Source organism: Pseudarthrobacter woesei (assembly GCF_055412745.1).
The window spans coordinates 87,111-110,534 of the sequence record NZ_JBVAYU010000010.1; the positions used below are offsets into that span (position 1 = coordinate 87,111).

At 67.4% G+C, this 23,424-nt stretch carries 24 protein-coding genes; 10 read left to right on the forward strand and 14 right to left on the reverse strand.

Features of this window, described 5'->3' with window-relative positions; all coding sequences use genetic code 11:
• Positions 1 to 52 precede the first annotated feature (52 nt).
• Positions 53 to 724 (forward strand): alpha/beta hydrolase family protein, encoded by a 672-nt coding sequence (locus tag ACZYZE_RS14615; RefSeq protein ID WP_463908437.1) that lies wholly within the window; start codon positions 53 to 55, stop codon positions 722 to 724.
• A gap of 34 nt (positions 725 to 758) precedes the next feature.
• On the opposite strand, the gene ACZYZE_RS14620 is transcribed toward ACZYZE_RS14615, so the two are convergent.
• Entirely contained in the window at positions 759 to 2,042 is a 1,284-nt protein-coding gene (locus tag ACZYZE_RS14620) for a class I SAM-dependent methyltransferase (RefSeq protein WP_463908439.1), read from the reverse strand.
• 202 nt (positions 2,043 to 2,244) lie between these two features.
• On the opposite strand from ACZYZE_RS14620, the gene ACZYZE_RS14625 reads away from it, so the two are divergent.
• Together ACZYZE_RS14625 and ACZYZE_RS14630 are read left to right on the forward strand one after the other, a co-directional pair.
• Entirely contained in the window at positions 2,245 to 2,538 is a 294-nt protein-coding gene (locus tag ACZYZE_RS14625) for a hypothetical protein (RefSeq protein WP_463908441.1), read from the forward strand.
• A gap of 391 nt (positions 2,539 to 2,929) precedes the next feature.
• A complete protein-coding gene (locus tag ACZYZE_RS14630) occupies positions 2,930 to 3,826 on the forward strand; it encodes an amidohydrolase family protein (RefSeq protein WP_463908443.1) in 897 nt (298 codons plus the stop codon).
• Positions 3,827 to 3,841: 15 nt separating this feature from the next.
• Here the strand turns inward: ACZYZE_RS14630 and ligD are convergent, their stop codons facing one another.
• From ligD to ACZYZE_RS14675, 9 genes are all read right to left on the reverse strand, one after another.
• Complete coding sequence (gene ligD, locus ACZYZE_RS14635) at positions 3,842 to 4,864, reverse strand: non-homologous end-joining DNA ligase (RefSeq protein WP_463908445.1); 1,023 nt, start codon at positions 4,862 to 4,864, stop codon at positions 3,842 to 3,844.
• 82 nt (positions 4,865 to 4,946) lie between these two features.
• Positions 4,947 to 5,870: an ABC transporter ATP-binding protein gene (locus ACZYZE_RS14640; RefSeq protein ID WP_463908447.1), complete on the reverse strand. Its 924-nt coding sequence runs from the start codon at positions 5,868 to 5,870 to the stop codon at positions 4,947 to 4,949.
• Positions 5,871 to 5,875: 5 nt separating this feature from the next.
• Positions 5,876 to 6,067: a hypothetical protein gene (locus ACZYZE_RS14645; protein ID WP_463908449.1), complete on the reverse strand. Its 192-nt coding sequence runs from the start codon at positions 6,065 to 6,067 to the stop codon at positions 5,876 to 5,878.
• A 10-nt stretch (positions 6,068 to 6,077) separates the two neighbouring features.
• Positions 6,078 to 6,518: an ABC transporter permease gene (locus ACZYZE_RS14650; RefSeq protein WP_463908452.1), complete on the reverse strand. Its 441-nt coding sequence runs from the start codon at positions 6,516 to 6,518 to the stop codon at positions 6,078 to 6,080.
• Between the two features lie 222 nt (positions 6,519 to 6,740).
• On the reverse strand, positions 6,741 to 7,190 hold the full coding sequence (locus tag ACZYZE_RS14655) for an ABC transporter permease (RefSeq protein WP_463908454.1): 450 nt from the start codon (positions 7,188 to 7,190) through the stop codon (positions 6,741 to 6,743).
• A 42-nt stretch (positions 7,191 to 7,232) separates the two neighbouring features.
• Positions 7,233 to 7,862 (reverse strand): extracellular solute-binding protein, encoded by a 630-nt coding sequence (locus tag ACZYZE_RS14660; RefSeq protein WP_463908456.1) that lies wholly within the window; start codon positions 7,860 to 7,862, stop codon positions 7,233 to 7,235.
• 539 nt (positions 7,863 to 8,401) lie between these two features.
• Positions 8,402 to 9,175: a type 1 glutamine amidotransferase domain-containing protein gene (locus ACZYZE_RS14665; protein ID WP_463908458.1), complete on the reverse strand. Its 774-nt coding sequence runs from the start codon at positions 9,173 to 9,175 to the stop codon at positions 8,402 to 8,404.
• A gap of 535 nt (positions 9,176 to 9,710) precedes the next feature.
• Complete coding sequence (locus tag ACZYZE_RS14670) at positions 9,711 to 9,941, reverse strand: ArsR/SmtB family transcription factor (RefSeq protein ID WP_463908460.1); 231 nt, start codon at positions 9,939 to 9,941, stop codon at positions 9,711 to 9,713.
• 90 nt (positions 9,942 to 10,031) lie between these two features.
• Entirely contained in the window at positions 10,032 to 11,045 is a 1,014-nt protein-coding gene (locus ACZYZE_RS14675; RefSeq protein WP_459318057.1) for an isopenicillin N synthase family dioxygenase, read from the reverse strand.
• A 193-nt stretch (positions 11,046 to 11,238) separates the two neighbouring features.
• Between ACZYZE_RS14675 and ACZYZE_RS14680 the strand changes: the two genes are divergently transcribed.
• From ACZYZE_RS14680 to ACZYZE_RS14700, 5 genes are all read left to right on the forward strand, one after another.
• A complete protein-coding gene (locus ACZYZE_RS14680) occupies positions 11,239 to 12,507 on the forward strand; it encodes a 3-hydroxyacyl-CoA dehydrogenase family protein (RefSeq protein WP_463908462.1) in 1,269 nt (422 codons plus the stop codon).
• 77 nt (positions 12,508 to 12,584) lie between these two features.
• On the forward strand, positions 12,585 to 13,766 hold the full coding sequence (locus tag ACZYZE_RS14685; protein ID WP_463908464.1) for an acyl-CoA dehydrogenase family protein: 1,182 nt from the start codon (positions 12,585 to 12,587) through the stop codon (positions 13,764 to 13,766).
• Between the two features lie 9 nt (positions 13,767 to 13,775).
• Positions 13,776 to 15,437: an AMP-binding protein gene (locus ACZYZE_RS14690; RefSeq protein WP_463908466.1), complete on the forward strand. Its 1,662-nt coding sequence runs from the start codon at positions 13,776 to 13,778 to the stop codon at positions 15,435 to 15,437.
• A 33-nt stretch (positions 15,438 to 15,470) separates the two neighbouring features.
• Positions 15,471 to 16,154, forward strand: a complete 684-nt coding sequence (locus tag ACZYZE_RS14695; RefSeq protein ID WP_463908468.1) for a TetR/AcrR family transcriptional regulator — start codon at positions 15,471 to 15,473, stop codon at positions 16,152 to 16,154.
• Between the two features lie 81 nt (positions 16,155 to 16,235).
• Entirely contained in the window at positions 16,236 to 17,756 is a 1,521-nt protein-coding gene (locus tag ACZYZE_RS14700; RefSeq protein ID WP_463908470.1) for a CYTH and CHAD domain-containing protein, read from the forward strand.
• Between the two features lie 70 nt (positions 17,757 to 17,826).
• Here ACZYZE_RS14700 and ACZYZE_RS14705 read toward each other — a convergent pair whose 3' ends face one another.
• The 3 genes from ACZYZE_RS14705 to hrpB form a co-directional block, all read right to left on the reverse strand.
• Positions 17,827 to 18,045, reverse strand: coding sequence for a three-helix bundle dimerization domain-containing protein (locus tag ACZYZE_RS14705; protein WP_459318063.1), 219 nt, complete (start codon positions 18,043 to 18,045; stop codon positions 17,827 to 17,829).
• 93 nt (positions 18,046 to 18,138) lie between these two features.
• Positions 18,139 to 18,648: a universal stress protein gene (locus ACZYZE_RS14710; RefSeq protein ID WP_463908472.1), complete on the reverse strand. Its 510-nt coding sequence runs from the start codon at positions 18,646 to 18,648 to the stop codon at positions 18,139 to 18,141.
• Positions 18,649 to 18,863: 215 nt separating this feature from the next.
• Complete coding sequence (gene hrpB, locus ACZYZE_RS14715; protein ID WP_463908474.1) at positions 18,864 to 21,509, reverse strand: ATP-dependent helicase HrpB; 2,646 nt, start codon at positions 21,507 to 21,509, stop codon at positions 18,864 to 18,866.
• Between the two features lie 157 nt (positions 21,510 to 21,666).
• On the opposite strand from hrpB, the gene ACZYZE_RS14720 reads away from it, so the two are divergent.
• A complete protein-coding gene (locus tag ACZYZE_RS14720; RefSeq protein WP_463908476.1) occupies positions 21,667 to 22,026 on the forward strand; it encodes a DUF1508 domain-containing protein in 360 nt (119 codons plus the stop codon).
• A gap of 240 nt (positions 22,027 to 22,266) precedes the next feature.
• Positions 22,267 to 23,172: an MBL fold metallo-hydrolase gene (locus ACZYZE_RS14725; protein ID WP_463908478.1), complete on the forward strand. Its 906-nt coding sequence runs from the start codon at positions 22,267 to 22,269 to the stop codon at positions 23,170 to 23,172.
• Here ACZYZE_RS14725 and ACZYZE_RS14730 read toward each other — a convergent pair.
• Positions 23,169 to 23,372: a hypothetical protein gene (locus tag ACZYZE_RS14730; RefSeq protein WP_459318068.1), complete on the reverse strand. Its 204-nt coding sequence runs from the start codon at positions 23,370 to 23,372 to the stop codon at positions 23,169 to 23,171. The two genes, ACZYZE_RS14725 and ACZYZE_RS14730, sit on opposite strands and share 4 nt — an antisense overlap.
• Positions 23,373 to 23,424: the final 52 nt, after the last annotated feature.

Consider the following 23,424-nt stretch of genomic DNA (forward strand, 5'->3'; position numbering starts at 1 on the left):
CGGGTCCGGTCCACGTACGGCGGATGCCGGTGTCACCGGGCATCATGGATACATGGCCACCCCCGAGTTCCCCATCAGCTTTACCGTCGGCGAGACCGTCGTTTCGGGTGTCTACGCCCGGCCCGACAAGCCGTTCGCGACGCTCGTCGTGGCCCACGGAGCAGGAGCCGGGATGGAGCACCCGTTCCTGGCCGGCTTCACCCGGGCGCTGAATGAGGAGTCCGTCGCGACCCTCCGATTCAACTTCCCCTACCGCCAGGCCGGCCGGAAGTTCCCGGACCGTCCGCCGGCGGCGATCGCGGCCTGGCGCGCCGCCATGGACGAGGCCGCCGCCCGGGCGGCCGGCGAGCCGCTGTGGGCTGCCGGAAAGTCATTCGGCGGACGGATGGCCTCGATGGCCTCGGCAGATGGGATGCCGGCCGCCGGGCTGGTCTACCTCGGTTACCCGCTCCACCCGCCGGGCAAGCCGGAGAAGATCCGCGATGGGCATCTCTACGGGCTGACCCTGCCCATGTTTTTCCTGCAGGGAACACGGGATCCGTTCGCGGCTCCCGGGTTGCTTGAGGCAGTGGTTGCCCGGATCGGCCCCTCTGCCACCCTGGAGTGGTGTGAGGGCGGCGGTCACACCTTCGAGGTGGCGGGCAAAACGCGCAGTCCGGAAGACCTCGGGGCATCGCTGGCGGCATCCGTGGCAGCGTTTATTAGGACGCACGGCAACGGCTGATCCGGTCCGCCGCGAAGGGCAGCCCGGCGTCCTCTCAGCTCCAGTTGCTCCTGCGCAGCGGCGGTTCGGCGCCGCCGGCCCGCTGCACCAGGACTTGGTTGACGCCGGTTATACCGGCTTCGAAGCCAAGGGCGCTCGCAGCCATGTAGAGCCGCCACACCCGTGCCCGCCCCTCGCCCGCCACTTGCGCGGCCTCCGTCCAGTGTTCCTCCAGATTCTGTACCCAGGCCCGCAGAGTCAGGGCGTAGTGCCGGCGCAGCGCCTCCACGTCGAGCACCTCAAAGCCTGCGGCCTCCAGTGCACCGACCGTCTCGGCGAGGCTCAGCATCTCGCCGTCAGGGAAAACATACCGCGGAATGAAGGAATCCGGGTCCGGGTCGGTGGGTCCTGCGTTCCAGGAAATGGCGTGGTTGAGCAACCGGCCGCCGGGCCGCAGCAGTCCGTGCAGGCGGGAGACATAGGTGGGCATCTGCTCGCGGCCCACGTGTTCTGACATCCCGATGGAACTGATCGCGTCGAACGGCCCGTCGTCGACGTCACGGTAATCCTGGACCCTGATCTCCACCCGGTCGGTCAGCCCGGCGTCCGCCACCCGTTTGCCGGCGAGCGCCGCCTGCTCCGTGGACAGGGTGACGCCGACGACGTCGACCCCGTAATTCTGGGCGGCGTGCAGGGCAAGGCTGCCCCAGCCGCAGCCGACGTCGAGCAACCTCATGCCCGGCCGGAGCCCCAGCTTGCGGCAGACGAGGTCGATCTTCGCTTTCTGGGCCGCGTCCAGGCCGGTGCCTGGATCGTTCCAGACCGCGCAGGAGTAGACCATGGACGGGCCGAGGACGAGGGCGTAGAAGTCGTTGCCGACGTCGTAGTGGTGCGAGATGGCTGCGGCGTCGCGCCTTTTGGTGTGCCGCAGGCCGGCGCGGACGGCCTTTGCTTCCTCCGCCGGCGGCGCCGGGTTCGGTCCCAGCGCCCCGAGCCGGACCGCAGTGGTGAGGATCGTCCCGAGTTCGCGGGCCGTGGGCCGGCTGAAGGGGCCGGGCTCGGCGAACTTCCCGGCCGAGCTCAGTGCGGCGAACGCCTCGAAGACGTCGCCGGGGGCGTCTATGTCTCCGGCAACGTAGGCGCGGCTGAGGCCCAGTTGCCCGGGTGACCACAGGATCCGGCGCAGGGCCCGCGGCGACCGGAACACAACCACCGGCGCACCGGCCGGCCCGGCCTCCGAGCCGTCCCAGGCCTGAAGCCGGAGCGGGATCTCCTTGGTGCCCAGGACAATGGCCAGCGCCTCGGCCAGCCGTGATGCCGCACCCCTCGTTGCCGTCATGACCGCTGCCTCTCTTCCGGTGGCGTCTCTTGGCCCCAATCTATTCGCAGCCCCCGCATTCCAACAGGGGCCAGACGTCCCTTAATTCGGCAGAATTCCGCCCGGTGCAGCCGGTCTCTGGCGCGCACCGGGTCCGGAGCCTATGGTGATTGGTATGTCGGAAGCTCTCTCGTCTCTCGCGGAGTCGTTCAGGAACGTAGGTGTGTCCAGGGCGTACGGCGCTCCCGTGCAGGTGGACGGTGAAGAGCTGATCCCGGTGGCCCTGGTCTCCTTCGGATTCGGGGGCGGCGGGAGCGACGACGCCGACGGCGAGGGCAATCGCGCCGGCGGCGGTGGCGGCGGCGGCTTTGTGCTCCCCTTGGGAGTCTACGGCCGCGGCGCGGGCGGGAACGTGGTGTTCCGCCCCAACACCATCGCGCTGCTCGCGGGGCTGGTTCCCGTGGTGTGTGCGGTCGGGATTTCCGTGCGCGGGATCCTCCGGACGCTTCGGCGCTAGCGGGCTTGTCCGGCAAGCCGCTAGAGGTTAGCAAACCTCACGGGTCTGCCTATCCCGGTGCGGGGGCTCCAGAACCGGCACATTGTGACGGGCTGAAGCCACCATGCCTGACAGGCACGGTGGCCTCTGATCACCAGCGCGTGCGCCCGCCTGTCAGGGAAGGCTTTGCGGGTGGTCCTGGCTCCCGGAGTAGCTCGTCCGGCATGACTGCGAATATCGCTGCGGATTCGGCCCCGCGACATCCCGATGGCCCGGCGCTACGCGAATCCCCGCAGCGCCGGGCCGTTTCCGCGTCACGGGAGCATTCGCGCAGCGGAAACCACGGGATGGCACACTGGGTGTGGGCCGTGCCAGTGGACTGTGTGGCCGGACGAGGTGGAGGGAAGCCCAGATGGAGCCGATGCACGACGATGATGTTCCGCGGTGGTGGGAAGCACTCGGGCTCCCGGGCCTGATCGACATCCATACGCACTTCCTGCCGGAACGGATGCTGCTGCGGGTCTGGGCCCACTTCGACGAAGCCGGACCGCTGGTCGGCCGCCCCTGGCCGATCACCTACCGCTGGGACGAAGAGAGGCGGCTGGCGCAGCTTCGCCGGCTGGGTGTCCGTCACTTCACAGCGCTGACCTACGCGCACCGGCCCGGGATGGCGGCGGACCTCACCGACTTCGCGCTCAAGCTGGCGGCAACCGAGGCGGACTGCGTTCCCAGCGCAACGTTCTTCCCCGAAGACGGCGTTCTGGAGCAGGTTCAATCGGCGCTGGAGCGCGGCGCCCGGGTGTTCAAGATCCACGCGCAGGTAGGCGGTTTCGACCTGCGCGAGCCGGTTCTCGACCCGGTCTGGGGGCTGCTGGCCGAGTCGGGCGTGCCGGTGGTGGTGCATGTGGGCAGCGGACCCGTTCCGCGGCCCGGGTTCACCGGCCCCGACAAGCTCGAGGGCGTAATGCGCCGGCATCCCGGGCTGACCGCCGTCGTCGCCCATCTGGGGGCACCGGAGTATGCCGAGTTCCTTGCCCTGGCCGAGACGTACCCGCGCCTGCACCTGGACACAACCATGGCGTTCACGGACTTCTTCGAGGCCGCCGCACCATTCCCGAGCGAACTGCTGCCGCGGCTTGCGGAACTGCCGGACCGGATCGTGCTCGGCAGCGACTTCCCGAATATCCCCTACCCCTACGCCCATCAGCTGGAATCGCTGGAACGACTGCGCGACCAGGAGCCGGCGCTCGACGACGACTGGCTGCGCGCCGTCTGCTGGTTCAACGGCAAGCGGCTGCTCGGGGTGTAGCGCGGAGAGTGTCGCCTAGTCCTTGTTGCGCGCCCGGCTGGGCTGGACCCGCGGCGGTTCGCCCGGCATCTTCGGGAAGTCCGGCGGAAAAGGCAGCTCCCCCAGCCCGGCGGCGAGATCCCGCTCCCACCAGCCCATCAGGACTTCAAGGGTGCCGGCGGTGGAGTGCATCTCCGCCCAGGGGTCGCCGATGGTCCTGAGCCGCTGTGGGACTGTGAGGATAGTGAAGTCCTGGGTGTCGGCGTTCTCCAGTTCGTCCCAGCCGATCGGGCAGGAGACCGTGGCGTTCTCCAGGGCCCGCGGGCTGTAGGCCCCGGCCATCGTACGGTCGCGGTTCGCCTGGTTGAAGTCAACGAATATCCGGGTGCCGCGCTCCTCCTTCCACCACGCGGTGGTGACCTTCTCCGGCATCCGGCGTTCCAGTTCGCGGGCAGCCGCGATGACGGCATGGCGTACGTCGAGGAACTCGCGGCGCGGCTCGATGGGGGCAAAGACATGCAGCCCGCGGTTGCCGGACGTCTTGATGAAGGAGGTCAGTCCCGCCTCGGCGAGGACGGACCGCAGTGCCTGGGCGGCCGGGATGGCGTCCTGGAATCCGGTGCCGGGCTGCGGGTCAAGATCGATCCGCAGCTGGTCGGGATTGTCCGTGTTACCGGCCCGCGAAGGCCAGGGGTGGAACACGATCGTGTTCATCTGCACCGCCCAGACCGCGGCTGCGACCTCGTCCATGACCAACTGGGGGTGCGAGCGGCCGCTCGGATAGACCACGGTCACGGACCGCACATAGTCCGGCGCCCCCTTGGGCGGATTCTTCGAATAGAACTGTTCGCCGCCGATGTTTTCGGAGAACCGCTGGAGGGTGACCGGCCTATCGCCGTTCGCCGCCAGGAAGGCATCCCCGACGTCGACGATGTAGCGGGCGAGGTCGAGCTTGGTCAGGCCCAGCTTCGGCCAGAGCACCCGGCCCGGACTCGAGATCCGCTGTTCCCGGGTGCCGTGCGGGCTGCTGACGGCGAGCGTGGTTTCTTCCCTGGCCATGGGGACAAGCTACTCCAGGCAAACCCGCAACCCAATAGCTTGCCCCCATGTCACGGGGTATCCCCCGCCCGGGCGTCCCGGGTCAGGGTTCCAGAACCAGCAGCTGGGCCTTGTCCGGATCCCAGCCCACCCATAGCTCCTCATCCGGCAGCATAGCCGCACCGTTCTCTGAACTCAGCTCGCGCAGCTGGAGTTCATGTCCGCCGGCCGTGAACCGGTGGCGCACAGTAGCGCCCAGATTCGTGGAGGACACCAGCGTCGCGGCGCAGCCGTTTGGGGCAGCAGCACGAGGGCTGAATTTGAGGTGCTCCGGGCGGATGGAGACGGCGTACTTCTCGCCGCTGGCGCCGCGGTCCCTGACCTTCGCCAGGCCGAGTCCGCCGAGATCCACAACAGCTTCCGCCCCATCGCGCTCAACGATGGTGCACGGAATGAGGTTGGTGTCGCCGAGGAAATTGGCCACCCAGTCCGTGAGGGGGTGGTTGTACACCTCCTCCGGCGGCCCGGACTGGACGATTTTCCCGTCCCTCATCACCACGATCCGGTCCGACATGGCCATGGCCTCGTCCTGGTCATGCGTCACGAACAGCACGGAGATGCCCAGGCTTTTCTGCAGGGTCTTGATCTCCTCCTGCATCTGCTCACGCAGGCGCTTGTCCAGGGCTGCCATCGGCTCGTCCAGCAGGAGGGCCGCCGGGTTGACGACCAGGACCCGGGCCAGCGCCACCCGCTGCTGCTGCCCGCCGGAAAGCTGGCGCGGCTTGCGGTCGCCCATCGTGCCCAGGCCCACACGGTCCAGGGCCGCCGCGGTCCGCTGCCGACGCTTGGCACGCGGAACTTTCCTCATGCGGAGCGCAAACTCCACGTTTTCCAGCGCGCTCATATGCGGAAACAGCGCATAGTTCTGGAACACGACGCCCAGGTTCCGTTCCCGGGGCGGCAGCGTGTCCACGGGCCTGCCGTCGATGAGTACTGAACCGGCGGTGTGTTCTTCAAACCCGGCCACCATCATCATGGTGGTCGTTTGCCGGATCCGCTGGGGCCCAGCAGGGTGACGAACTCCCCCGGCTGGATGGTGAGGTCCAGCTGGTCCACGGCAACCACGTCGCCGTAGCTTTTGCTGACCTGGCGGAGCTCAATGGCGCCTGCGGCGGTGCCTCCCGGGCGGAGGGTTGACTCCGCGGAAATTGCTGGTGCGGTCATCGACTTTCCTTCACTTTTGTGCGGACACGGCCAGGGGCAGCATCCGGGCTGAGGAGCGGCGCTTGAGGACAAACATGACCTGGAGAAGTAGTCCAACGGTCGCCACGCTGACCAGCAGGGCGGACGACACCGCGATTTTCGGGGTCAGGTTGAACTGGATATCCGTGAACATCTTGACCGGCAAGGTAGTGGCGCCCGGGGACTGCATCAACAGGGACATCACCGTCTCGTCAATGGAGACCGAGAAGGCGAAGAGCGCCCCGGAGATCAGGCCCGGCAGGATGACGGGCAGATACACGTGCCGCAGGACCGACAGCGCACCGGCCCCGAGGCTCTGCGCCGACCGGACCAGCGCCGGGTTGAGCCCCGCGAGGCTGGCACGGGTGGTCAGGTACACGTAAGGAGTTGCGATCACTTCGTGCGCCAGGCCGATGGGAACGATGCTGCCCACCATGCAGCCCGGCGGCGGAAATGCCGGGCACGCTCAGCGGCAGCGTGATCCACCGGAAGACCGCTCCTTCCCGCGCTCCCAGGGAGCGGGCCGCCAGTCCAAGCCTGTCATCGATGGACGTCAGCGAGGAGAAGATCGGGAACACCGCGTACGGCAGGAGACAGTGCACCACGCCGACGATCACAGCGAACCGGTTGTGCAGCAGCGGGATCGGACCGCCGGTCAGGCCGATTCCCTGAGGAACGCATTCACAATCCCGTTGTCCTGCAGCAGGACCGCCCAGGCGAAGTTTTTCACCAGGATGCCGGTCCAGAACGGCAGAAGCACGACGGCGAACAGGATCACCCGGGCGACGTTCCCGGAACGCCACATGACCATGGCGATGATGTAGCCGAGCACCACCGTCACGATGGTGCTGGCGAGGCTGATGGTGAGGGTGTTGACCAGCGCGCGCAACACGAGCGGGTCCTCGAGGACCCGCCGGTAGGCGTTCTCGGCAAAGCTTGCTCCGACCATTTTGCCCAGCGGCGTCAGGAACAGCACGACGTCGAAAGCAAGGATCGGGGCCAGCAGCAGCCACCAGCCGCTGCGCCGCCGTCGGGGTGCGGCATCAGCGGAAGGAGGCGCACCACGGCCCCGCGGCCGGGTCCGTTCCAGAGTTGCGTTGCTCATCTCAGCTGGCCTGCCAGAGCTTGAACTGCTGCTCGGTCTTCTTCAGGTTCTGCGACCACCACTTGTCGTCGCGGACCGGGGGCTGGTGGGAAGTGTGTCGGCGACTTCCTTGGGCAGCTTGGACAGGGCCGGGGTGTTGGCCAGGGTCAGGTTGGTGACCGTGTCGAACGCGGCGCCGGCCTCGGCGTCGTTGGACATGAAGTTCATCAGCTTGAAGGCGGCTTCCTTGTTCTTCGCCCCCTTCGGCACCACGAAGTAGTCGCCGGCCAGGACGGCGTTTTCGGCGGAAAAGTTCAGTTTCGCGCCGTCGTTGCGGGCGGCGTTGATCCGGTTGTTGAAGCTGGTGGAGAGCGAAACCTCGCCGGAGGTGAGCTGCTGGATCGGCTCCTGGTTGGTTGCGTGGTAGAGCAGGCGGTCCTTGCCGGGGTGGTGCCCCAGGACCCGCAATGCGCGGTCGACGTCGAGCGGGTAGATCTTGTCGAACGGGACACCGTCGGCCAGCAGCGCGGCTTCGAGCACTGAACTGTCGGAGAGCTGGTTGTATACCGAGCGCTTGGTGTTGTCTTTGTCCTGGTCGAAGAACTGCGCCCAGTCTTTAGGGGCCTGCGCATCGGGGATGACCTTCTGGTCCCAGGACGTCGCCGGACTGGACCTGCGCTTTGAGGGCCGCAAGGCTGGTGTTGGCCAGCAGGGTGGTCTGGATACCCGACTGTTTGGAGAACGGATCCAGGCTGGTCTGGGTCAGCTGGTCGTTGTAGGAGCGGCTTTGAGGAGCTGCCTGCGGTCATAGGGAGTGGAACGAAAATCTGTCACGGCGGGAACTGTCTCTCGTTGGCCGTGCTGGCCGGGCACGCCAAAAGACGATGTGCCCGGGGGTCGCGGGCATGGTGCGGGTGAGTGTGGTGCAGGGTCGTCAGAAGAAGTGACAGCGGCGGTTCGCGCGCACCAGCGGTAATACCCTGAACCGGCGCAGAGGTTCCGTGGGAGCGGCGAGGATCCCGGGCTATGGGAACCAGGGACTCCGGGGCAACGGCCAACGGAATCCCCCGTCCTGATGTGCTGAGGTGGCCGTAGGGGTGGCCATAGATCGTGGAGCGCCGAATCTGACGCAGGTCGGCCAGGCGTTGGACAGTGTGGTTGCCGGCGCACTTACGACAACGGACGGCCACCCCATTGCCGGGGTGGCCGTCAGTTTCAGTGCGCGGTTGGTGTTAGTGCTCTTCCGCGGCAGCCTTCTTGGCGTTTTTCTCGGCGTCCTTCTCGGCGCGCAGAGCCTCCGCCCCGTGCTGTTCCTCGGCTTTTTCCTGGTGGATGACCGCTGCGAAGAGCTTCTCCATCTCCTTGGCCACGCCGGCGGCTGAAGCCGGGTTCTGGCCGGTCACCAGCCGGTCGTCAACCACAACTTTCTCCTCAAAGACATCAGCGGAGACGTGGGTGGCGCCCTGTTCCTCAAGTCGGTCTGCCAAAAAGAATGGGATGACCTTGTCCTTCCCTGCGGCAACCTCCTCGTCGTTGGTGAAGGCGGCCACCTTCCGGCCCTCGACGAGGCGAAGCCCGTTCTCCAGCTCCACGTTCAGCAGGCCGGCCGGTCCGTGGCAGACCGCACCCACCAGGCCGCCGGCGTTGTAGACGCTGGCCACCAGATTCTGCAAGCCTTCGCTGTCCGGGAAATCCCACATGGTGCCGTGGCCGCCTACGAGATAGACGGCGTCGTACTGTTCGGGATCAACGACGTCGACGCGGGCAGTGTTGTAGAGACCGGCACGCGTGGCCTCGTCCTCCGTGAAGGCCACCTGGATGGGATCTTCTGAGTCCACCTCGTCGCGCGGGGGCTGGCCACCCTGGATGGACGCGAAGTCGACGAAATGCCCGGAATCCTTGAAGACCTTCCAGGGATGTGCAGCCTCGGCCACGTTGTAGCCGGTCTTCTCACCCGTATCGCCGATCTCGGAAACGCTGGTCAGTACCATGAGAATTTTCTTCATAAAGTGCTCCTATCGTCTGAATCCCACCCTACGCCCAGCCCTGGTCAGGCCCTACGGGGGCCTCCTCGGCCGCAGCCAGATATCCATGTTTAGCCATATGAGCCCAACGAACCGAGGAACCCACCGTCACCACGCGTGATCGGCATAGCGCGGATCTCCCGAGCGTCTGTCCTCAAGACCTTACTGCGGCGGGTAGTAGAAATGCAGCCCCACCAGCACACCCGCCGGGTCAGTTATGTAACAGGCCTTCCCCATCTGGCCGAGCCCGAACGCAGGAACGACGACGGCGCCGCCGTTGGCCTCCACCGCGGTCAGCGCCGCGTCAAGATCCGCGACGCGAATGACAGGGACACTCCTCGGTTGTCCGTCCCGCGAAGGGAGATCGCGCTGTCGACCCCGCTCGCCTCCCCGTGCGGAGCGACGAGATACTCCGGTGCCGCGAAGGGCTGCGGGTCCCAGCCAAACACGGCCCGAAAGAACTCCGCCGACGCTGAGTGATTGGGGCTGTTGAGTTCCACGAAATACACGGGTTCGGTCATGTGATTCCCTTCACTACGGCAGGGCGGGAGGGAGGGCGGGTCAGCGACAATGAGGGCGCGTCGGCCCGGATATCCAAGAGCGCCCGGACCCAGATTTCGACGTCCATCAGGGTTTCGGGATTCAGCTCGTTCCGGCGGTTGCGGCCTGCGCTGGTCGAACGGACAGGCCCCGCCTGGACCAGGATGCCAAGGTGCTGGGAGGCCGCCGGGCGGCTGACCGGAACCACCTCCGCCAGCTGTCCGGAGCCTATCTGTAAGCATCTGCTTACACAATGGTGGCGCCACGCGTCCTGGCGGATCATCGCGCCGTCGGCGCGTCAGCCGTCGAGCAGGTCCGCGTGGTGCGCTGCGACGACATTCGGGTGGGCCCGGAGCCGGTAGCGCAGGGCGTTGTCCCCGTAGGTTTCCAGAATCGGACTGTTGGTCGGGTCAACAGACAGTCCGCGGGCCCTGGCCTGGAACTCCGCGCTCACCGCAAGCTGGGGCATGGTCGCGTCCAGCGCCGGATTGTAGAAGAACGGAAGGGACATCCGGTCAGTGCCCCGCAGTGGCGAAATCACGCGGTGCAGGGTTGCCTTGAGGTAGCCGTTCGTGGCCAATTCGAGCATCTCGCCGATGTTGACCACGAAGGTTCCAGGCACCTGGGGGGCGTCAATCCATTTGCCCTGGTAGTCGACCTGGAGTCCACCCTTTCCGGGCTCCACCAACAGCAGCGTCAGCACGCCGCCGTCGCGATGGGAGCCCACGCCCTGCTTGGGCTCGGGGTTGGATTCCCCCGGATACCGCACCACCTTAAGCAGAGGGAAAGCCCGCGCTGCGAACGCCGCGTCGAAGGTGTCCTCCGGAGCCCCGAGGGAGACCGCCACGGCCCGCAGGAGCGTCAGTGAAATGGCGCTCAGCCGCTCGGTCCACTCCGAGACAATGGCCCGCATTTCGGGCAGGGCCGCCGGCCACAGGTTGGGCCCCTCGAGGCGCCAATAGTCCGCGACGCCGGAACCGGGCTCCACGGTCTCGCGCTCGACGCCGATGTCGATCTGCTCGCGCCAATCGACGGCACCGTCCGTGATCTCGCCGCCGACCCGGGTGTAGCCGCGGAACTGCGGGCTGTGGACATTCTCGACGGCGAGCTTCTGGTCTTCGGGCAACTCGAAGAAGCGGCGGGACACCTCGAGGACGGCGTCCGTCAACTCCTGGGGGACGCCGTGGCCGGCCAGATAGAAGAAGCCGACCTCATGCATGGCGTTGCGCAGGTCATCTCGAAACAGGGATGCCTCCGCCGGACCTGCATTCAATCGGGAGAAGTCGAGGACGGGCAATGTTTCGAGTGGCAACGTCGTTAGTCCTTTTCAGTGAACTTGGCAAGCTGGCGCCTGTATTAGCTCCAATATTACGGATCAGGGGACGCCGCGGCCCACTAACGTGTCGAAATGAGACATCCCGGCCGGCCGCGCCGCCGAGTCCGCCGGCTATCCCTGAAACTCAGTTTCCCTTGACTTGACACTGAGTTTCACGTAGAACGGTGGAATGCTACCTGACACCGTCGTTAAGAGCCCGCTCGCGAAAGCAGGCGGAGATCCCTGTCCTCTTCCCGGGAGCTGGGCCGGCAGCTACGCGGCGGCGCTGCTTGCCCCTGAGGGGCGGCGCCCGGCGCTGGTCCCCGGCATCGAACCGCGTCCTGTCCGCAGCGTCGGGGTGATCGGCGCCGGGCTGATGGCCAGCCAGCTCGCCATGGTCTTTGCCCGGCAGCTGGGTGTTCCCGTCCTGATCACCGATCTGTCCACGGCCAAAGTCGACAGCGCCCTGGCCTGGATCACCGCCCAGCTGGACAAGCAGGTGGTCCGGGGCCAGCTCAGCGGGCCGCAGGCTCGGGAGGTCGGCGGCCTGATCCGCGGCACAGAGGACAAGCACGACTACCGGAACTGCGACGTGGTCATTGAAGCCGTCTTCGAGGAACTGGGTGTCAAACGCGCCGTCTTCGCGCAGATCGAGCCGTTCCTGCGCCCTGATGCGCTGCTGCTGACAAACACCTCGTCCCTGTCCGTAACGGCGATGGGCGGGGAACTGGCCCACCCGGAACGGCTGCTGGGGTTTCATTTCTTCAATCCGGTGGCGGTGCTCCCGCTCGTGGAAATCGTCAGGACCAACGTCAACGACGACGTTAGCCTCGCCACCGCGGCGTCGCTCGCCCGGCTGCTGGGCAAGACCGCGGTCCTTGTTGCGGACACACCGGGCTTCGTCGTGAACCGTATCCTGACCCGGCTGTTCTGCGAATTGTTGCAGCTCATCGACGCCGGCTCCGATCCTGAACTGGCGGACCATGCCCTGGACCCGCTCGGGCTGCCGATGACGCCGTTGTCGCTGCTGGGATTCATCGGCCCGGCGGTGCAGCTGCACATCTGCGAGGCCATGCATGCCGCCTACCCTGACCGTTTCCCTGTCAGCACCAGCCTGGCCGCCATTGCGGAGGCCCGGCTGCGCGGGTATCTGGACAAGTCCGGTGCGGTGTTTCCCGAGGCGGCCGCGCTGCTGCCGGCTGCCGGCGCCGGCGGTGCGGCCCCGGTTCCGGATGCAGCCGCCATCCGGGCTCGGATCCTTGATGCCCTGGCGGAGGAGGTCGGACTGATGCTGGCCGAGAAGGTGGTCGCGGGCCCGGCCGACGTCGACCTCTGCATGCTGCTCGGCGCCAACTACCCCCGCCACCAGGGCGGCCTCACACCGCTGCTGGACCGGAGCGGCGCGTCCCGGCGCGTCTGGGGAGGAGATTTCCATCCTGCCCCGGCACATGCCGACTAGCTTCCGGGCGCACCCGTCCAATCCTCCAAGGCGCCCCGGCGCCGCTCATGAACCACTCTCCCCAAGGATGCCTGCACATGCCCGACTACGACGTCGCCGAACCACTGGATACGGACTACTACGCCGTCTTCGCGAACATCCCCGCCCCCGACCGCGCAGCGTGGGCCCGGGCCCGGTCCTTTATCGGCGAGGCCCTGCCGCAAATGAACGACTTCTGGGAACGCGCCGAGTTCCCGGGCCACCTCGCTAAGCGCATGGGCGATCTGAACCTGCTGGCTGACGGAATTGAGGTGCCGGGGCTGGAGGCCATGTCGCCGCTGGCCGCCGGGCTGATCAACATGGAGGTCTCCCGCGGGGACGGTTCGCTGGGCACAGTGATCGCGGTCCAGGGCGGCCTTGCGCTGCGCTCGATTGCCCTGTTTGGGTCCGAAGAGCAGCGGGCTACCTGGCTGGGGCCGTTGGCCCGCGGCGAAATGCTCGGCGCCTTCGCCCTGACGGAACCGGACCACGGCTCGGATTCCGTGGCACTGGAAACGACCGCCACGCCCGACGGCGAGGACTACGTCCTCAGCGGCGAGAAGAAGTGGATCGGCAACGGCTCCGGCGGCGATATCACGGTGGTCTGGGCGCGCGACGACGCCGGGAACGTCCGCGGTTTTCTCGTGGAACAGGACCGTGCAGGTTACGAGGCCGAACCCATTACCGGCAAGGCCTCGCTCCGTGCCATCCACCAGGCACGGATCAGGCTCAACAACGTCCGCATCCCCGGGGCCAATCTGCTCCCTGGCACGCGGACCTTCAAGGACGCCTCGGCGGTCCTGGTGGCCACCCGCCTAGGGGTGGCCTGGTCCGCCCTCGGCCACGCCACCGCAGTGTACGAAGCCGCCTTAAGCTACGCCACGCAGCGCACCCAGTTCGGCAAACCGCTGGCGAAGTTCCAGCTGGTCCAGGACCGGCTGGCCTACATGCTCTCCGAGCTCACCAGCATGCAGCTGCACTGCGTCCACCTGGCGGGACTGGACGCAGCCGGGCAAATGCGCCCCACCCAGGCCTCGATGGCGAAATACCACAACACCCGCAAGGCCCGCGAGCTGGCGTCCATCGCCCGCGACATGCTGGGCGGCAACGGCATCCTGCTGGAAAACCACGTGATCAGGCACCTGCTGGACATCGAATCCATCCATACCTATGAAGGCACACAAAGCATTCAGACCCTATTGATAGGCCGCGATGTCACCGGACATAGCGCCTTCGCCTGAGGATTCGCCATGACCACCATTGAGCTTCCCAACGAAACCCCGTTGAGCCCGCTGCGGTTCCTGCAGCGCTCCGCCGAAGTGTTCGGACACAAAACGGCGATCCTCCACGGTGACCGCTCCTACACCTACCGGGACTTCGCTGCCGAAGCCCAGCGTCTGGCCAAAGTAATCAAAGCCAGGATCAGGCCCGGCGATCGGGTGGCATTCCTGTGTCCCAATATTCCGGAGCTCCTGATTGCCCATTTCGCCGTCCCCCTGGCCGGGGGCGTCCTCGTGGCCCTGAACTCGCGGATGACAGCCCGGGAACTCCAGTACATCCTGGAGCATTCCGAAGCCAGGCTCCTGTTTGCCGATTCCGAACTGCTGGGCACCGTGGCGGGGCTGGACCTGGACCTGACCCAGCTGCTCGACGTCGTCGAGGTGCCGGACAGCACGGTCGGCGCTGCAGGGGTTGCCGCGGCGGTTCCGGCGGGGTTTTCCGCGACGCAGTATGCGGACTTCCTCGCCGCGGCTGCGGGCGGGGAGGCCGATCTTCCGTGGGGCGTCGAGGACGAACGCTCCCCCATCACCCTGAACTACACCTCCGGCACCACGGGCAAACCCAAGGGTGTGCTGTATTCGCACCGCGGCGCGTATCTGAACTCCCTCGGTGAAACCATCCACAACCACTTCACCGGCGACACGCGCTACCTCTGGACCCTTCCGATGTTTCACTGCAACGGCTGGTGCACCACCTGGGCCGTGACTGCGGTGGCGGGCGTCCACATCTGCCTGAGGGCGGTGCGCGCGGACAGCGTCTGGGACGCCATCGACACGCTCGGCGTGACCAACCTCTGCGGCGCACCCACGGTCTGCAGCATTATCGCCGAGGCGCCCCGGGCCCACGCCTTGAAGGCACCGCTGCGGATCACGACGGCGGGAGCGCCGCCGTCGCCGTCGATCATCACCTCCCTGGAGTCAATCGGGATCAGCGTGGTCCACGTCTACGGGCTGACCGAGGTGTACGGGCCTTACACGATCTGTGAGTACCAGGCCGAGTGGGACGATCTGTCCACCCAGGACCGGGCCGTCAAGATCTCCCGCCAGGGTGTGGGGATGCTGCAGGCGGAAACGGCGCGCATCGTGGACCTGGACATGCGGGACGTGCCGGCCGACGGCGCCACCCTGGGCGAGATTGTGCTGCGCGGCAACAACGTTATGCTCGGCTATTTCAAGGATCCCGAGGCCACGGCCGACGCCTTCCGGGGCGGCTGGTTTCACACCGGCGACCTCGGCGTGATGCATCCCGACGGCTACCTCCAGCTCAAGGACCGGGCCAAGGACATCATCATCTCCGGCGGGGAGAACATCTCCACCATCGAGGTGGAGCAGGCCATCATCAGCCACCCTGCGGTGCTGAACGTGGCCGTGATCGGCGTCCCCCATGAGAAGTGGGGCGAACGACCGGTGGCCTTTGTGATCCGCAGCGGCTCCAGCCCGGTGACGGCCGAGGAAATCCGCTCGCACGTCAAAGGCCTGCTCTCCGGGTTCAAGGTCCCGGACAGGATCATCTTCCCCGACGAACTCCCCCACAACTCCACCGGCAAGGTCCTGAAGTCGAAATTGCGCGCCCTCAACCTCACCGCCGCGGAAGTCACCGCCCCGGAGCTCAGCAGGGAAGCCACCACGTGAGCGGGCAGGGCGACGCGCTGCTACTGTACCGGGATGGCATCAATGGCTGATTTCCGCACCGACGTGGCCGAAGCCGCCCTGGATCTGTTCACCGACACCGGCTACGACGCGACCAGCGTGGACGACATAGCCCAGTCGGCGGGCATCTCGCGCAGCACTTTTTTCCGCCAGTTCCGCGCGAAGGAAGACGTGATCTTTGCCGACCACGAAGCCTTGCTGGCGGAGCTGACCGCGTACCTGGCGGGGAGCCATGCCGATCCGTGGGCGGCCGTCTGCCACGCCGCGACGCTGGTCTTCGGGAAGTTTTCGGCACGCCGCAGACAGGCCCAGAAGCGCTACTACGTGGTGCAGGCGGTGCCCGCACTCCGCGACCGGGAAACAATCATGGTCTCCCGCTACGAACGGCTCTTCTCGGACTACCTCCGCCAGGCGCTCCCCGGCACATCAACCCTTGACGCCATCCGCTTCGCAGCCGCCGTGACGGCCACGCACAACTATGTTTTGCGCGAAATGATGCTGGACTCGCCCCTGGGCTCCCTCCAGACCCTGGACCACGAGTTGCGGGAGCTGCGCAGGATCTTCGGCGTGCTGCCGCAAGGCGACGCCGCTGCCGCGCCCGGCGGGGACGATCTGGTCGTGGCCGTCTTTACCCGCTCGACCCCCACCGACGAGATCGCCCGCCGGATCCAGGACCTACTCGACGCCGGCGCGAACTGACGGTACCCCAAATCCGTGTTTCGTCCGCTGATGGGGGCTTTAGACTCGGGCGCTCCAGAGCCACCCGGCTTAAGCTGAGGAATGGCGGTCTCCGAAATACTCGAAGTGGAACGAAAGTACGACGTCGGCGAATCTGACGAATTGCCGTCCCTGGCCTCGTTGCCGGGGGTGGAACGGGTCGGGCCTCCCGAGGACGAGGCCCTTGACGCCGTCTACTTCGATACCGCTGGGCTCGCGCTGGCCTCCCGCCGGGTCACCCTGCGCCGGCGTACCGGCGGCCAGGACGCCGGATGGCATTTGAAGCTCCCCGTGGCTGCCGGGAAACGTCGGGAAATTCGTGAGGCGCTGGGCAGCGATCCGGCGTCGGTACCCCAGCGGCTCAAGCAGCTGGTGCGCGCCCACACCAGGGATCAGGACCTCGTGCCGGTGGCACGGTTGAAGACCCGGCGCACCGTGCTGCGCCTTTTCGCCGCCGATGGAACCGCTCTCGCCGAGTTCAGCGATGACCGGGTGGATTCGCAAACCATCGTGGAGCCGCGGGGACAAACCACCTGGCGCGAATGGGAACTCGAACTCATCGACGGTCCCAAGCGGCTCCTCAAGGCCGCCGACACCCTGCTCGCGGCCACGGGCCACCTCCCGGCAGCGCTGCCATCTAAACTCGCCCGCGGCCTGGGCGCCCTGTACCCTCCGGACCGCCTGTCCGTTCCGAGCCCGCGGCGGAACGGACCGGCCTCGGCATTGCTCGTGTCCTGCATGAGCCATCAGATTGAGGCCCTGAAAACACAGGACGCGGGCGTCCGGGAAGCCGCCCCGGACGCCGTGCATCAGCTTCGGGTGGCCGCGCGGAGGATGCGATCAGCCCTTGCGACCTTCCGAAAGCTCACCGATCCGGGAACTGCCGGGTTGCTCCGGGCGGAGCTTCAATGGCTGGCCGGCGCTGTGGGGGCCGCACGGGACACAGAGGTCATGCGGACTCGGCTGCTGGACCTGATCAGCGCCGAACCACCGGAGCTGTTGCTGGGCCCGGTTGCCCGGCAGATCGAGGAGCACTTCGGTGCTGCCTCCCACGCGGCCCACGAGGCGGGCCTCGCTGCACTCGACAGCCAGCGCTACTTCCGCCTTCTGGATTCGCTCGATGGCTTCCTCGCGGATCCGCCCCTGTCCGAAATTTCCCGGAAGAAAGCCCATGGGACGGTGGGCCGCCTCGTCACAAGGGAAGGCAAACGCCTCCGGAAAGCGGTACGTGTCCTCGACATGGATTCCACAACAACGCCCGGGGACACCGCACTTCATGACGTCCGAAAGAGCGCCAAGCGGCTGCGCTATGCGGCAGAAGCGGCGCGTCCGGTTTTGGGGAAGCGGGCAATCGCGGTTGCGCGGGCCGCGGAGGACATCCAGGAGGTTTTGGGTGAGCACCAGGACAGCGCAGTCACCCGGGAACTGTTGCGCGAGCTAGCGGCCCAGGCACAGGCTGCCGGCGGCAACGCGTTCAGCTACGGGCGGCTGCATGCGCTGGAACAGTCGCGCGGAGAGGAAGCCCGGGCACGGTTCTTCCGCACCTGGCGCAACTCTCCGCTGCAGCCCCTCGACTCGAAATAGACACCGGCCGCTCCAGCACCGTGTCCAGACCCGACGCCGGGGCCGGGCAAAGGCCGCGGCCGAAAGGGATCTAGTGGTCAGGCGGCTGGCTGGCGTACTCGCGCCGGAGCCGGGTCCGGGCTGCGTGTTCAATCAGGGTCGGGATGTAGATTCTGATCCGGCCGGTGTCCAACGATTCGTATTCATCCCCGACTATGCCGGCGATATGCGTCCGCGGGGCGTCCGGGAAACGGACTGCCAGCCGGTCAACGACCTTACGGACAATGGTTTCCTTCTCCGGTTCGCTCACAAGACCAGTGTGCCCTCGTTGATATTTGGCGTCAATCAAACCGGCTCAGAAGACGTCGCGCAGGGTTGCACTTTCACGCCGCGGGACAACCTGTCAGGACCCCCGGTGGGGCACGACCAGAATGGGCCTGGGTTGCACACGGGTCAGGGACACACTGACCGATCCCTCCAACAGCCGGCTCATGGCGGCCAGCCGCCCGGAACGCTGCCCGCCAACGATCAGCACCGACGCATCCGTGCTCTCCGCCAGCCTGCCAAGGGCCTGGGCAACGGCCCCGTTCAGCACCCTGAAGGACCATGCATCGCCCGACTGCCCCAAGATCGTCTGGAGTCCTTCACGAACCTGGCGGGAGGGGAAGTCCGACTCTGTCTTGAAGGCCGGATCCAGGGAGACACCGGCCCGTGAACCGGCAGGTTCCCACTCCGTAAGGTAGCTTCCAGGGTCCACAAATGCGCAAATCAGGTGTGCGTCGAGCATGGCTGCCAGGCCCGCGCCCGCCCGGATCAAGCGCTCAGACGGTTCCCACGCCACCCCCAGCACAACTGGGCCGTCGAACCACCCGCGGCCAGCCGCGGCCGGCGGGAAGTATCCCGAGGAACCCATCAGCGGAGTCCTGCACCGGGTAGGGGGCGGCGCCGCCCGGCGCCGCCCCCGCCGTGAACCGGCGGGGCGGAACATCTATGCTGCGCTGCTGCCAATACGCCCATAATTGTCAGGATAGCCATCGGCCGCAGGCATGCCCAGTGCATTGCCGCCACAGGTCGGGAATGACTGGAAGCATCACCCCGATGTCCGGACCATGGCTCAGCCGATCGGAATCAGCTCCTAGGCTTGGTCCTCGCCGTCGCCGTCGCCGTCCACGGGTCCACCGGCCAGGGGTGCCGGGGATAGCGTCCCCGCATCTCGGCGCGGACCTGCGCGTAGGGTCCGGACCAGAAGGAGGCCAGATCATCTGTCACTGCCAAAGGCCGTCTGGCCGGCGAGAGCAGATGAAACAGCACGGCAATCCTTCCGCCCACGAGCCGCGGCGTCTGGTCCCAGCCGAAACACTCCTGCAACTTGACCGCGACGACGGGACGGCCGGCCTCGTCGCGCACATCCGGATAGTCGATCCGCACCCACGAACCGCTCGGCACTTCGAGGCGTTCCGGCACCAGGTCCCCCAGCCTGGCCGCGTCAGGCCACGGAAGCAGCCGCCGCAGCGGATCGGTCAGCTCGATCCCGCTTGTGGCGGCCCCGCCGGCCAGGGCCTCAAGTTCCGGCGCCAGCCATTCGTCCAGCCGTGCCAGCAAGGCGGGCTCCGAAACGTCCGGCCAGGGGTCGCCGAGTACCCGGTGCAGCAGCGCGAGTCGGCGGCGCAAGGCGTCTGCCGCCGTCGACCATCCGATCGTGCCCAGCCCTTCTTTCGCCAGCGAGCGGGCCACCGCGGCGCGTCCCTCCGCGGCGGTGGCCCGCACCGGCGTCGAGGACAACATGATCGCACCCAGCCGGCGTACCCGCCGGGCCGTGACCCGGCCCTGGCTGAACCGCGCCTCCACGGTGCCACTGAGCAGGTGGCGGGCGGCAGCCTCTGCCGTGTCCGGGGTCAGAGGCGCCGCGGAACGGATGACGGCACCGGTCCCTGCCGTGTCGCGGCCCTGGGCGCGTGAGACTTCGGCGACGGCCAGCCACTCGTGCCCTGACAGGGAGCTTCCGGCCGGCAGTCCAGCGCTCGTCCCGGAAGAGAACAGGTAACGCTGCGGCCCGTCGCCCGGGACAAGTCGCGCCACCCGGTCCGGGAATGCCAGCGCGACGACGAAACCGATCGCCTCCGCTGCGGCAACCGATGCCGTCGCCGGACCGGGTGCGATGCCGGTGCCCTCCCGGCGCGCTATCGTCTCCATCCGCCGGACGTCCTCCGCCCAACGCCGGGATGCCGGATCCTTGCCGGTCCGCAGCGCGGACAAAAGACGCGCGAGGTCGGCACCGGGGGCACGCTGGTCCCCTGAAACGAGGGCGACAATTTCCGCCGCGGCGCGGTTGCCCACGGCGGCGGCGCCGTCCAGCAGGGCCCGGGCGAGCCGCGGGTCGGCGGGTATCCGGGCCAGGGTCTTACCCAGGTCCGTTGCGTGGCCGTCCGGTTCCACTGCGCCGAGTTCACGCAGCACCTCACAAGCCTCATCCATGGCCGCCCTGGGCGGTGCGTCCGGAAGGGCCAGGCCGCGGCCGCCGGGCGATCCCCAGCAGGCCAGCATCAGGGCGGCAGCGGTCAGGTCAGCGACCGCAATCTCCGGCGTGCGGTGCGCGGGTGCGGCACCAAAGGTCCGCTGGTCGTAGCAGCGGACCGCCCGCCCGGGTCCCTGGCGGGCGGCCCGGCCGGCGCGTTGTTCGGCGGAGGCCCGGGAACAGGACACGTTGACGAGGCCGGACATCCCGCGGCTCGCGTCGCGCCGCGGCTCGCGGGACAGGCCGGAGTCGATCACCAGCCGGACACCGGGGACGGTCAGGGAGGATTCGGCGAGCGCGGTGGATACGATGATCCGGGCGGTCCCGCCGGCTTCCCGCCCCGAGACGGCGCGGTCCTGCTCCGCCGGGCCGATCTGACCGTGCAGCTCCAGCACCTCCGCGCCGACCCTGCTGCGCAGGCGGGTGGCCACATAGGACACTTCCCACGCCCCCGGAACGAAGACCAGGGCATCGATATCCCCGCCGCCTGCGAGCGCCGATGTGTGGGCGGCCGCGGCAGTATCCGCCACATGGTCAAGGAAGGCGCGTGTGACTCCCCGTTCATCCAGCCGAGGCACAGACGCTGGCGCCCATTCGATGTCCAGGGGATACAGCGCGGACGGGCAGTCGACGACGGGCGCCGGTCCGCCGCCGTCGTGGTCCCCTATCAGGGCGGCGAAGCGGGGCGCGTCCAGGGTGGCGGACATGGCGACGAGCGTGAGGTCACCGCGCAACTGGCGGACCTCCCCGAGCATGCCCAGCAGCAGGTCGGTCTCCAGTCCGCGTTCGTGGACCTCGTCGATGATCACCGCCTCCGTTGCGCCCAGGCCGGGGTCGGCGAGCAGTCGGCGCAGCAGGATGCCCGGGGTGACGAACTCAATCAGGGTGCCCGGACCCGCATGGCGTTCCCCGCGGACCGTGTAGCCGACGCGGTCACCGAGACGGCTTCCGTCCAGCGCGGCCAGACGCCGGGCGGCCGAGCGGGCGGCGACCCGCCGCGGCTGGGTCACCACGATGCGGGGGCCGTTGCTCCCTGCGGCGTACCCGGACGCGATGTTGGCGAGCAGCGGCGGCACCAACGTGGTCTTGCCCGTGCCGGGGGGTGCCTGTACGACGGCCGTTGCCGCCGGCCCTCCCGCCCGCAGCGCGGCGGCGAGCTCCGCCAGCGATTCCGCGAACGCCAGGCCGGCGCCAATGGCAGCCACGTCGAAGGGTCCGTGGGCGGCGGCGGGATCCAGTGGGACGGGCGGAGGAGTCACCCGTCCATTGTGCCTACAAAGTCCGGAACCGGCGCTCGCCCCGTTCCTTGACCTTGCCGGTTGCGGGCATGGGACACAAAGAGCCGGAGCGCGTGGGCGTGCCGTATAGTCATCAGAAGGTCAGGAAGCGGCCATGGAATATCACCGTGGAGCCAGCATGCCGAACCAATCCCTTCCCTCTGAGTCCCGCAGGGGAACAGTGAACCCACCCGGCCCGGCCGAGTTCCGGCGCCCGGATGATTGGGTCCGGTCGGTCCCCGCCCCCAAGGGCGTGCGTAGCTCCTCGCCGGGTACCTTCGAATTGGTGCGCGCCGACGGCGGGGTCCTGGTTCAGCTCCTGGACGGTGCCGGGGCGCTGCTGGCCTTCTCCGAGACCTATAAAGACATGGCCGCCGCCGTGAAAGGCGTTGAAGCCATGCGGGACTGCGCGGCAACATCCCACATCTCTGACCGGACAGCCCTCACTCCGGAGCCCTCCGGAACGGCCGGAACCGCCGGCGGGACAGCGGAGCCGTGACGGCGCCGGCACGGCTCCGGCGGCCCCCGTGAACCCACGCAATGCCTGTGTGAACAGTGTGCGGCCAGGAATGCGTCCCTAGGATTCGGGGCCACCGGGCGCGGGCCGGCTGCCGATCACCATTGGGGGTGACCGGGAGCCGCGCTGCAGCCCGTCATAGACGAGTGGAATCCGGCATTCGTCGCTTGTTCCGGAGTCCGCGAAGACCGGTGGCCCGCAGGTCAATGGGACAATACCGCTGTGAACGAACTTGATCTCGATGTGCGCTGGTATGCGGGCGAGCGGTCCTACCGGGCCAGCGCCGTGCCGCCGATCCAGGTCCATGCGGCCACGGAGAACACCATCATTCTCCGGCAGAGCATGGCGGACAGTTTCGAGGCGCCGTTCCTCTACCTGATGTTCGGCTCGGACCGCGCACTGCTTCTTGACACCGGCGCGACGGCGGACGCCGTAATTTTCCCCCTCCGGGAAACCGTCGACGGGCTCATCGGCAGGTGGCTCATCGACCATCCCAGAGCGGGCTATCAACTTGTCGTCGCCCACTCGCACGCGCACGGTGACCACGTCGCCGCGGACGGGCAATTCGCCGGCAGGGCTTTCACCCGGGTAATCGGTCACACCGCTGACGACGTTGCCGCGTTCTTTGGCATCGACCGCTGGCCACACGGCGCGGCACTGTTTGTCCTCGGTGGACGGGTGCTTGAGGTGATCCCGACCCCGGGCCACCATCCCTCGGCCATCGCCATCTACGATCAGGCCACCGGCCTTCTTCTGACCGGAGACACCGTATATCCGGGCCGCCTCTATGTACAGGACTTCCCGGCCTTTCAGGCGTCGCTTCGCACCCTCTGCGAATTCAGTGCGACGCATCCGTTGACAGCGGTTCTTGGTGCCCACATTGAAATGTCGACACAGCCGCGCCGGGACTTTCCGCGCGGCTCCACCTGGCACCCTGCCGAGGCACCCCTTCCACTGACAGCCCGGGACCTGCAAACAATCAGCGACGCGGCAGCAACAGTGGCCGGCCGTCGCGGGGCACACCGGTACCCCAACTTCATCATCTGGAATGGGCCCTGCCGCCGGGAGGCTGCGGTCCATTTCGGCCGGCTCCTCCTGTTCCGTGCCTTTGGCCGCGTTTTCAGCTAGCTGGCCGGCGTCACAACGTCTTCCAGCGTTGACCTGTCGAAGAATCGGACCTCGCCCGTTGCCTCGAAGTACACCGGAACTACTGAAGTGCTCGGGTCCTTCGAGGTTTCGTAGATCTCGGGCGCACTTCCGTGTTTGCGCGCAATGGTACCTATCAGATCAGTGCCGCGAACCCGGACGGTTCGAAATTTGTAGCTCATGGGGACCCCTTCGTCAGATAAGGCACACCCTACTCCTGCTGCGTTGCCCGGC

Bases quoted from the DNA above. Each gene is read 5' to 3' on its own strand.
- ACZYZE_RS14700 (WP_463908470.1), top strand. From the start codon at position 16,236: ATGGCGGTCTCCGAAATACTCGAAGTGGAACGAAAGTACGACGTCGGC.
- ACZYZE_RS14665 (WP_463908458.1), bottom strand. From the start codon at position 9,175: ATGAAGAAAATTCTCATGGTACTGACCAGCGTTTCCGAGATCGGCGAT.
- ACZYZE_RS14680 (WP_463908462.1), top strand. From the start codon at position 11,239: ATGCTACCTGACACCGTCGTTAAGAGCCCGCTCGCGAAAGCAGGCGGA.
- ACZYZE_RS14685 (WP_463908464.1), top strand. From the start codon at position 12,585: ATGCCCGACTACGACGTCGCCGAACCACTGGATACGGACTACTACGCC.
- ACZYZE_RS14615 (WP_463908437.1), top strand. From the start codon at position 53: ATGGCCACCCCCGAGTTCCCCATCAGCTTTACCGTCGGCGAGACCGTC.
- ACZYZE_RS14710 (WP_463908472.1), bottom strand. From the start codon at position 18,648: ATGGGTTCCTCGGGATACTTCCCGCCGGCCGCGGCTGGCCGCGGGTGG.
- ACZYZE_RS14630 (WP_463908443.1), top strand. From the start codon at position 2,930: ATGGAGCCGATGCACGACGATGATGTTCCGCGGTGGTGGGAAGCACTC.
- ACZYZE_RS14730 (WP_459318068.1), bottom strand. From the start codon at position 23,372: ATGAGCTACAAATTTCGAACCGTCCGGGTTCGCGGCACTGATCTGATA.
- ACZYZE_RS14695 (WP_463908468.1), top strand. From the start codon at position 15,471: ATGGCATCAATGGCTGATTTCCGCACCGACGTGGCCGAAGCCGCCCTG.
- ACZYZE_RS14690 (WP_463908466.1), top strand. From the start codon at position 13,776: ATGACCACCATTGAGCTTCCCAACGAAACCCCGTTGAGCCCGCTGCGG.
- ACZYZE_RS14655 (WP_463908454.1), bottom strand. From the start codon at position 7,190: ATGAGCAACGCAACTCTGGAACGGACCCGGCCGCGGGGCCGTGGTGCG.
- ligD (WP_463908445.1), bottom strand. From the start codon at position 4,864: ATGGCCAGGGAAGAAACCACGCTCGCCGTCAGCAGCCCGCACGGCACC.
- ACZYZE_RS14645 (WP_463908449.1), bottom strand. From the start codon at position 6,067: ATGACCGCACCAGCAATTTCCGCGGAGTCAACCCTCCGCCCGGGAGGC.
- ACZYZE_RS14620 (WP_463908439.1), bottom strand. From the start codon at position 2,042: ATGACGGCAACGAGGGGTGCGGCATCACGGCTGGCCGAGGCGCTGGCC.
- ACZYZE_RS14720 (WP_463908476.1), top strand. From the start codon at position 21,667: ATGCCGAACCAATCCCTTCCCTCTGAGTCCCGCAGGGGAACAGTGAAC.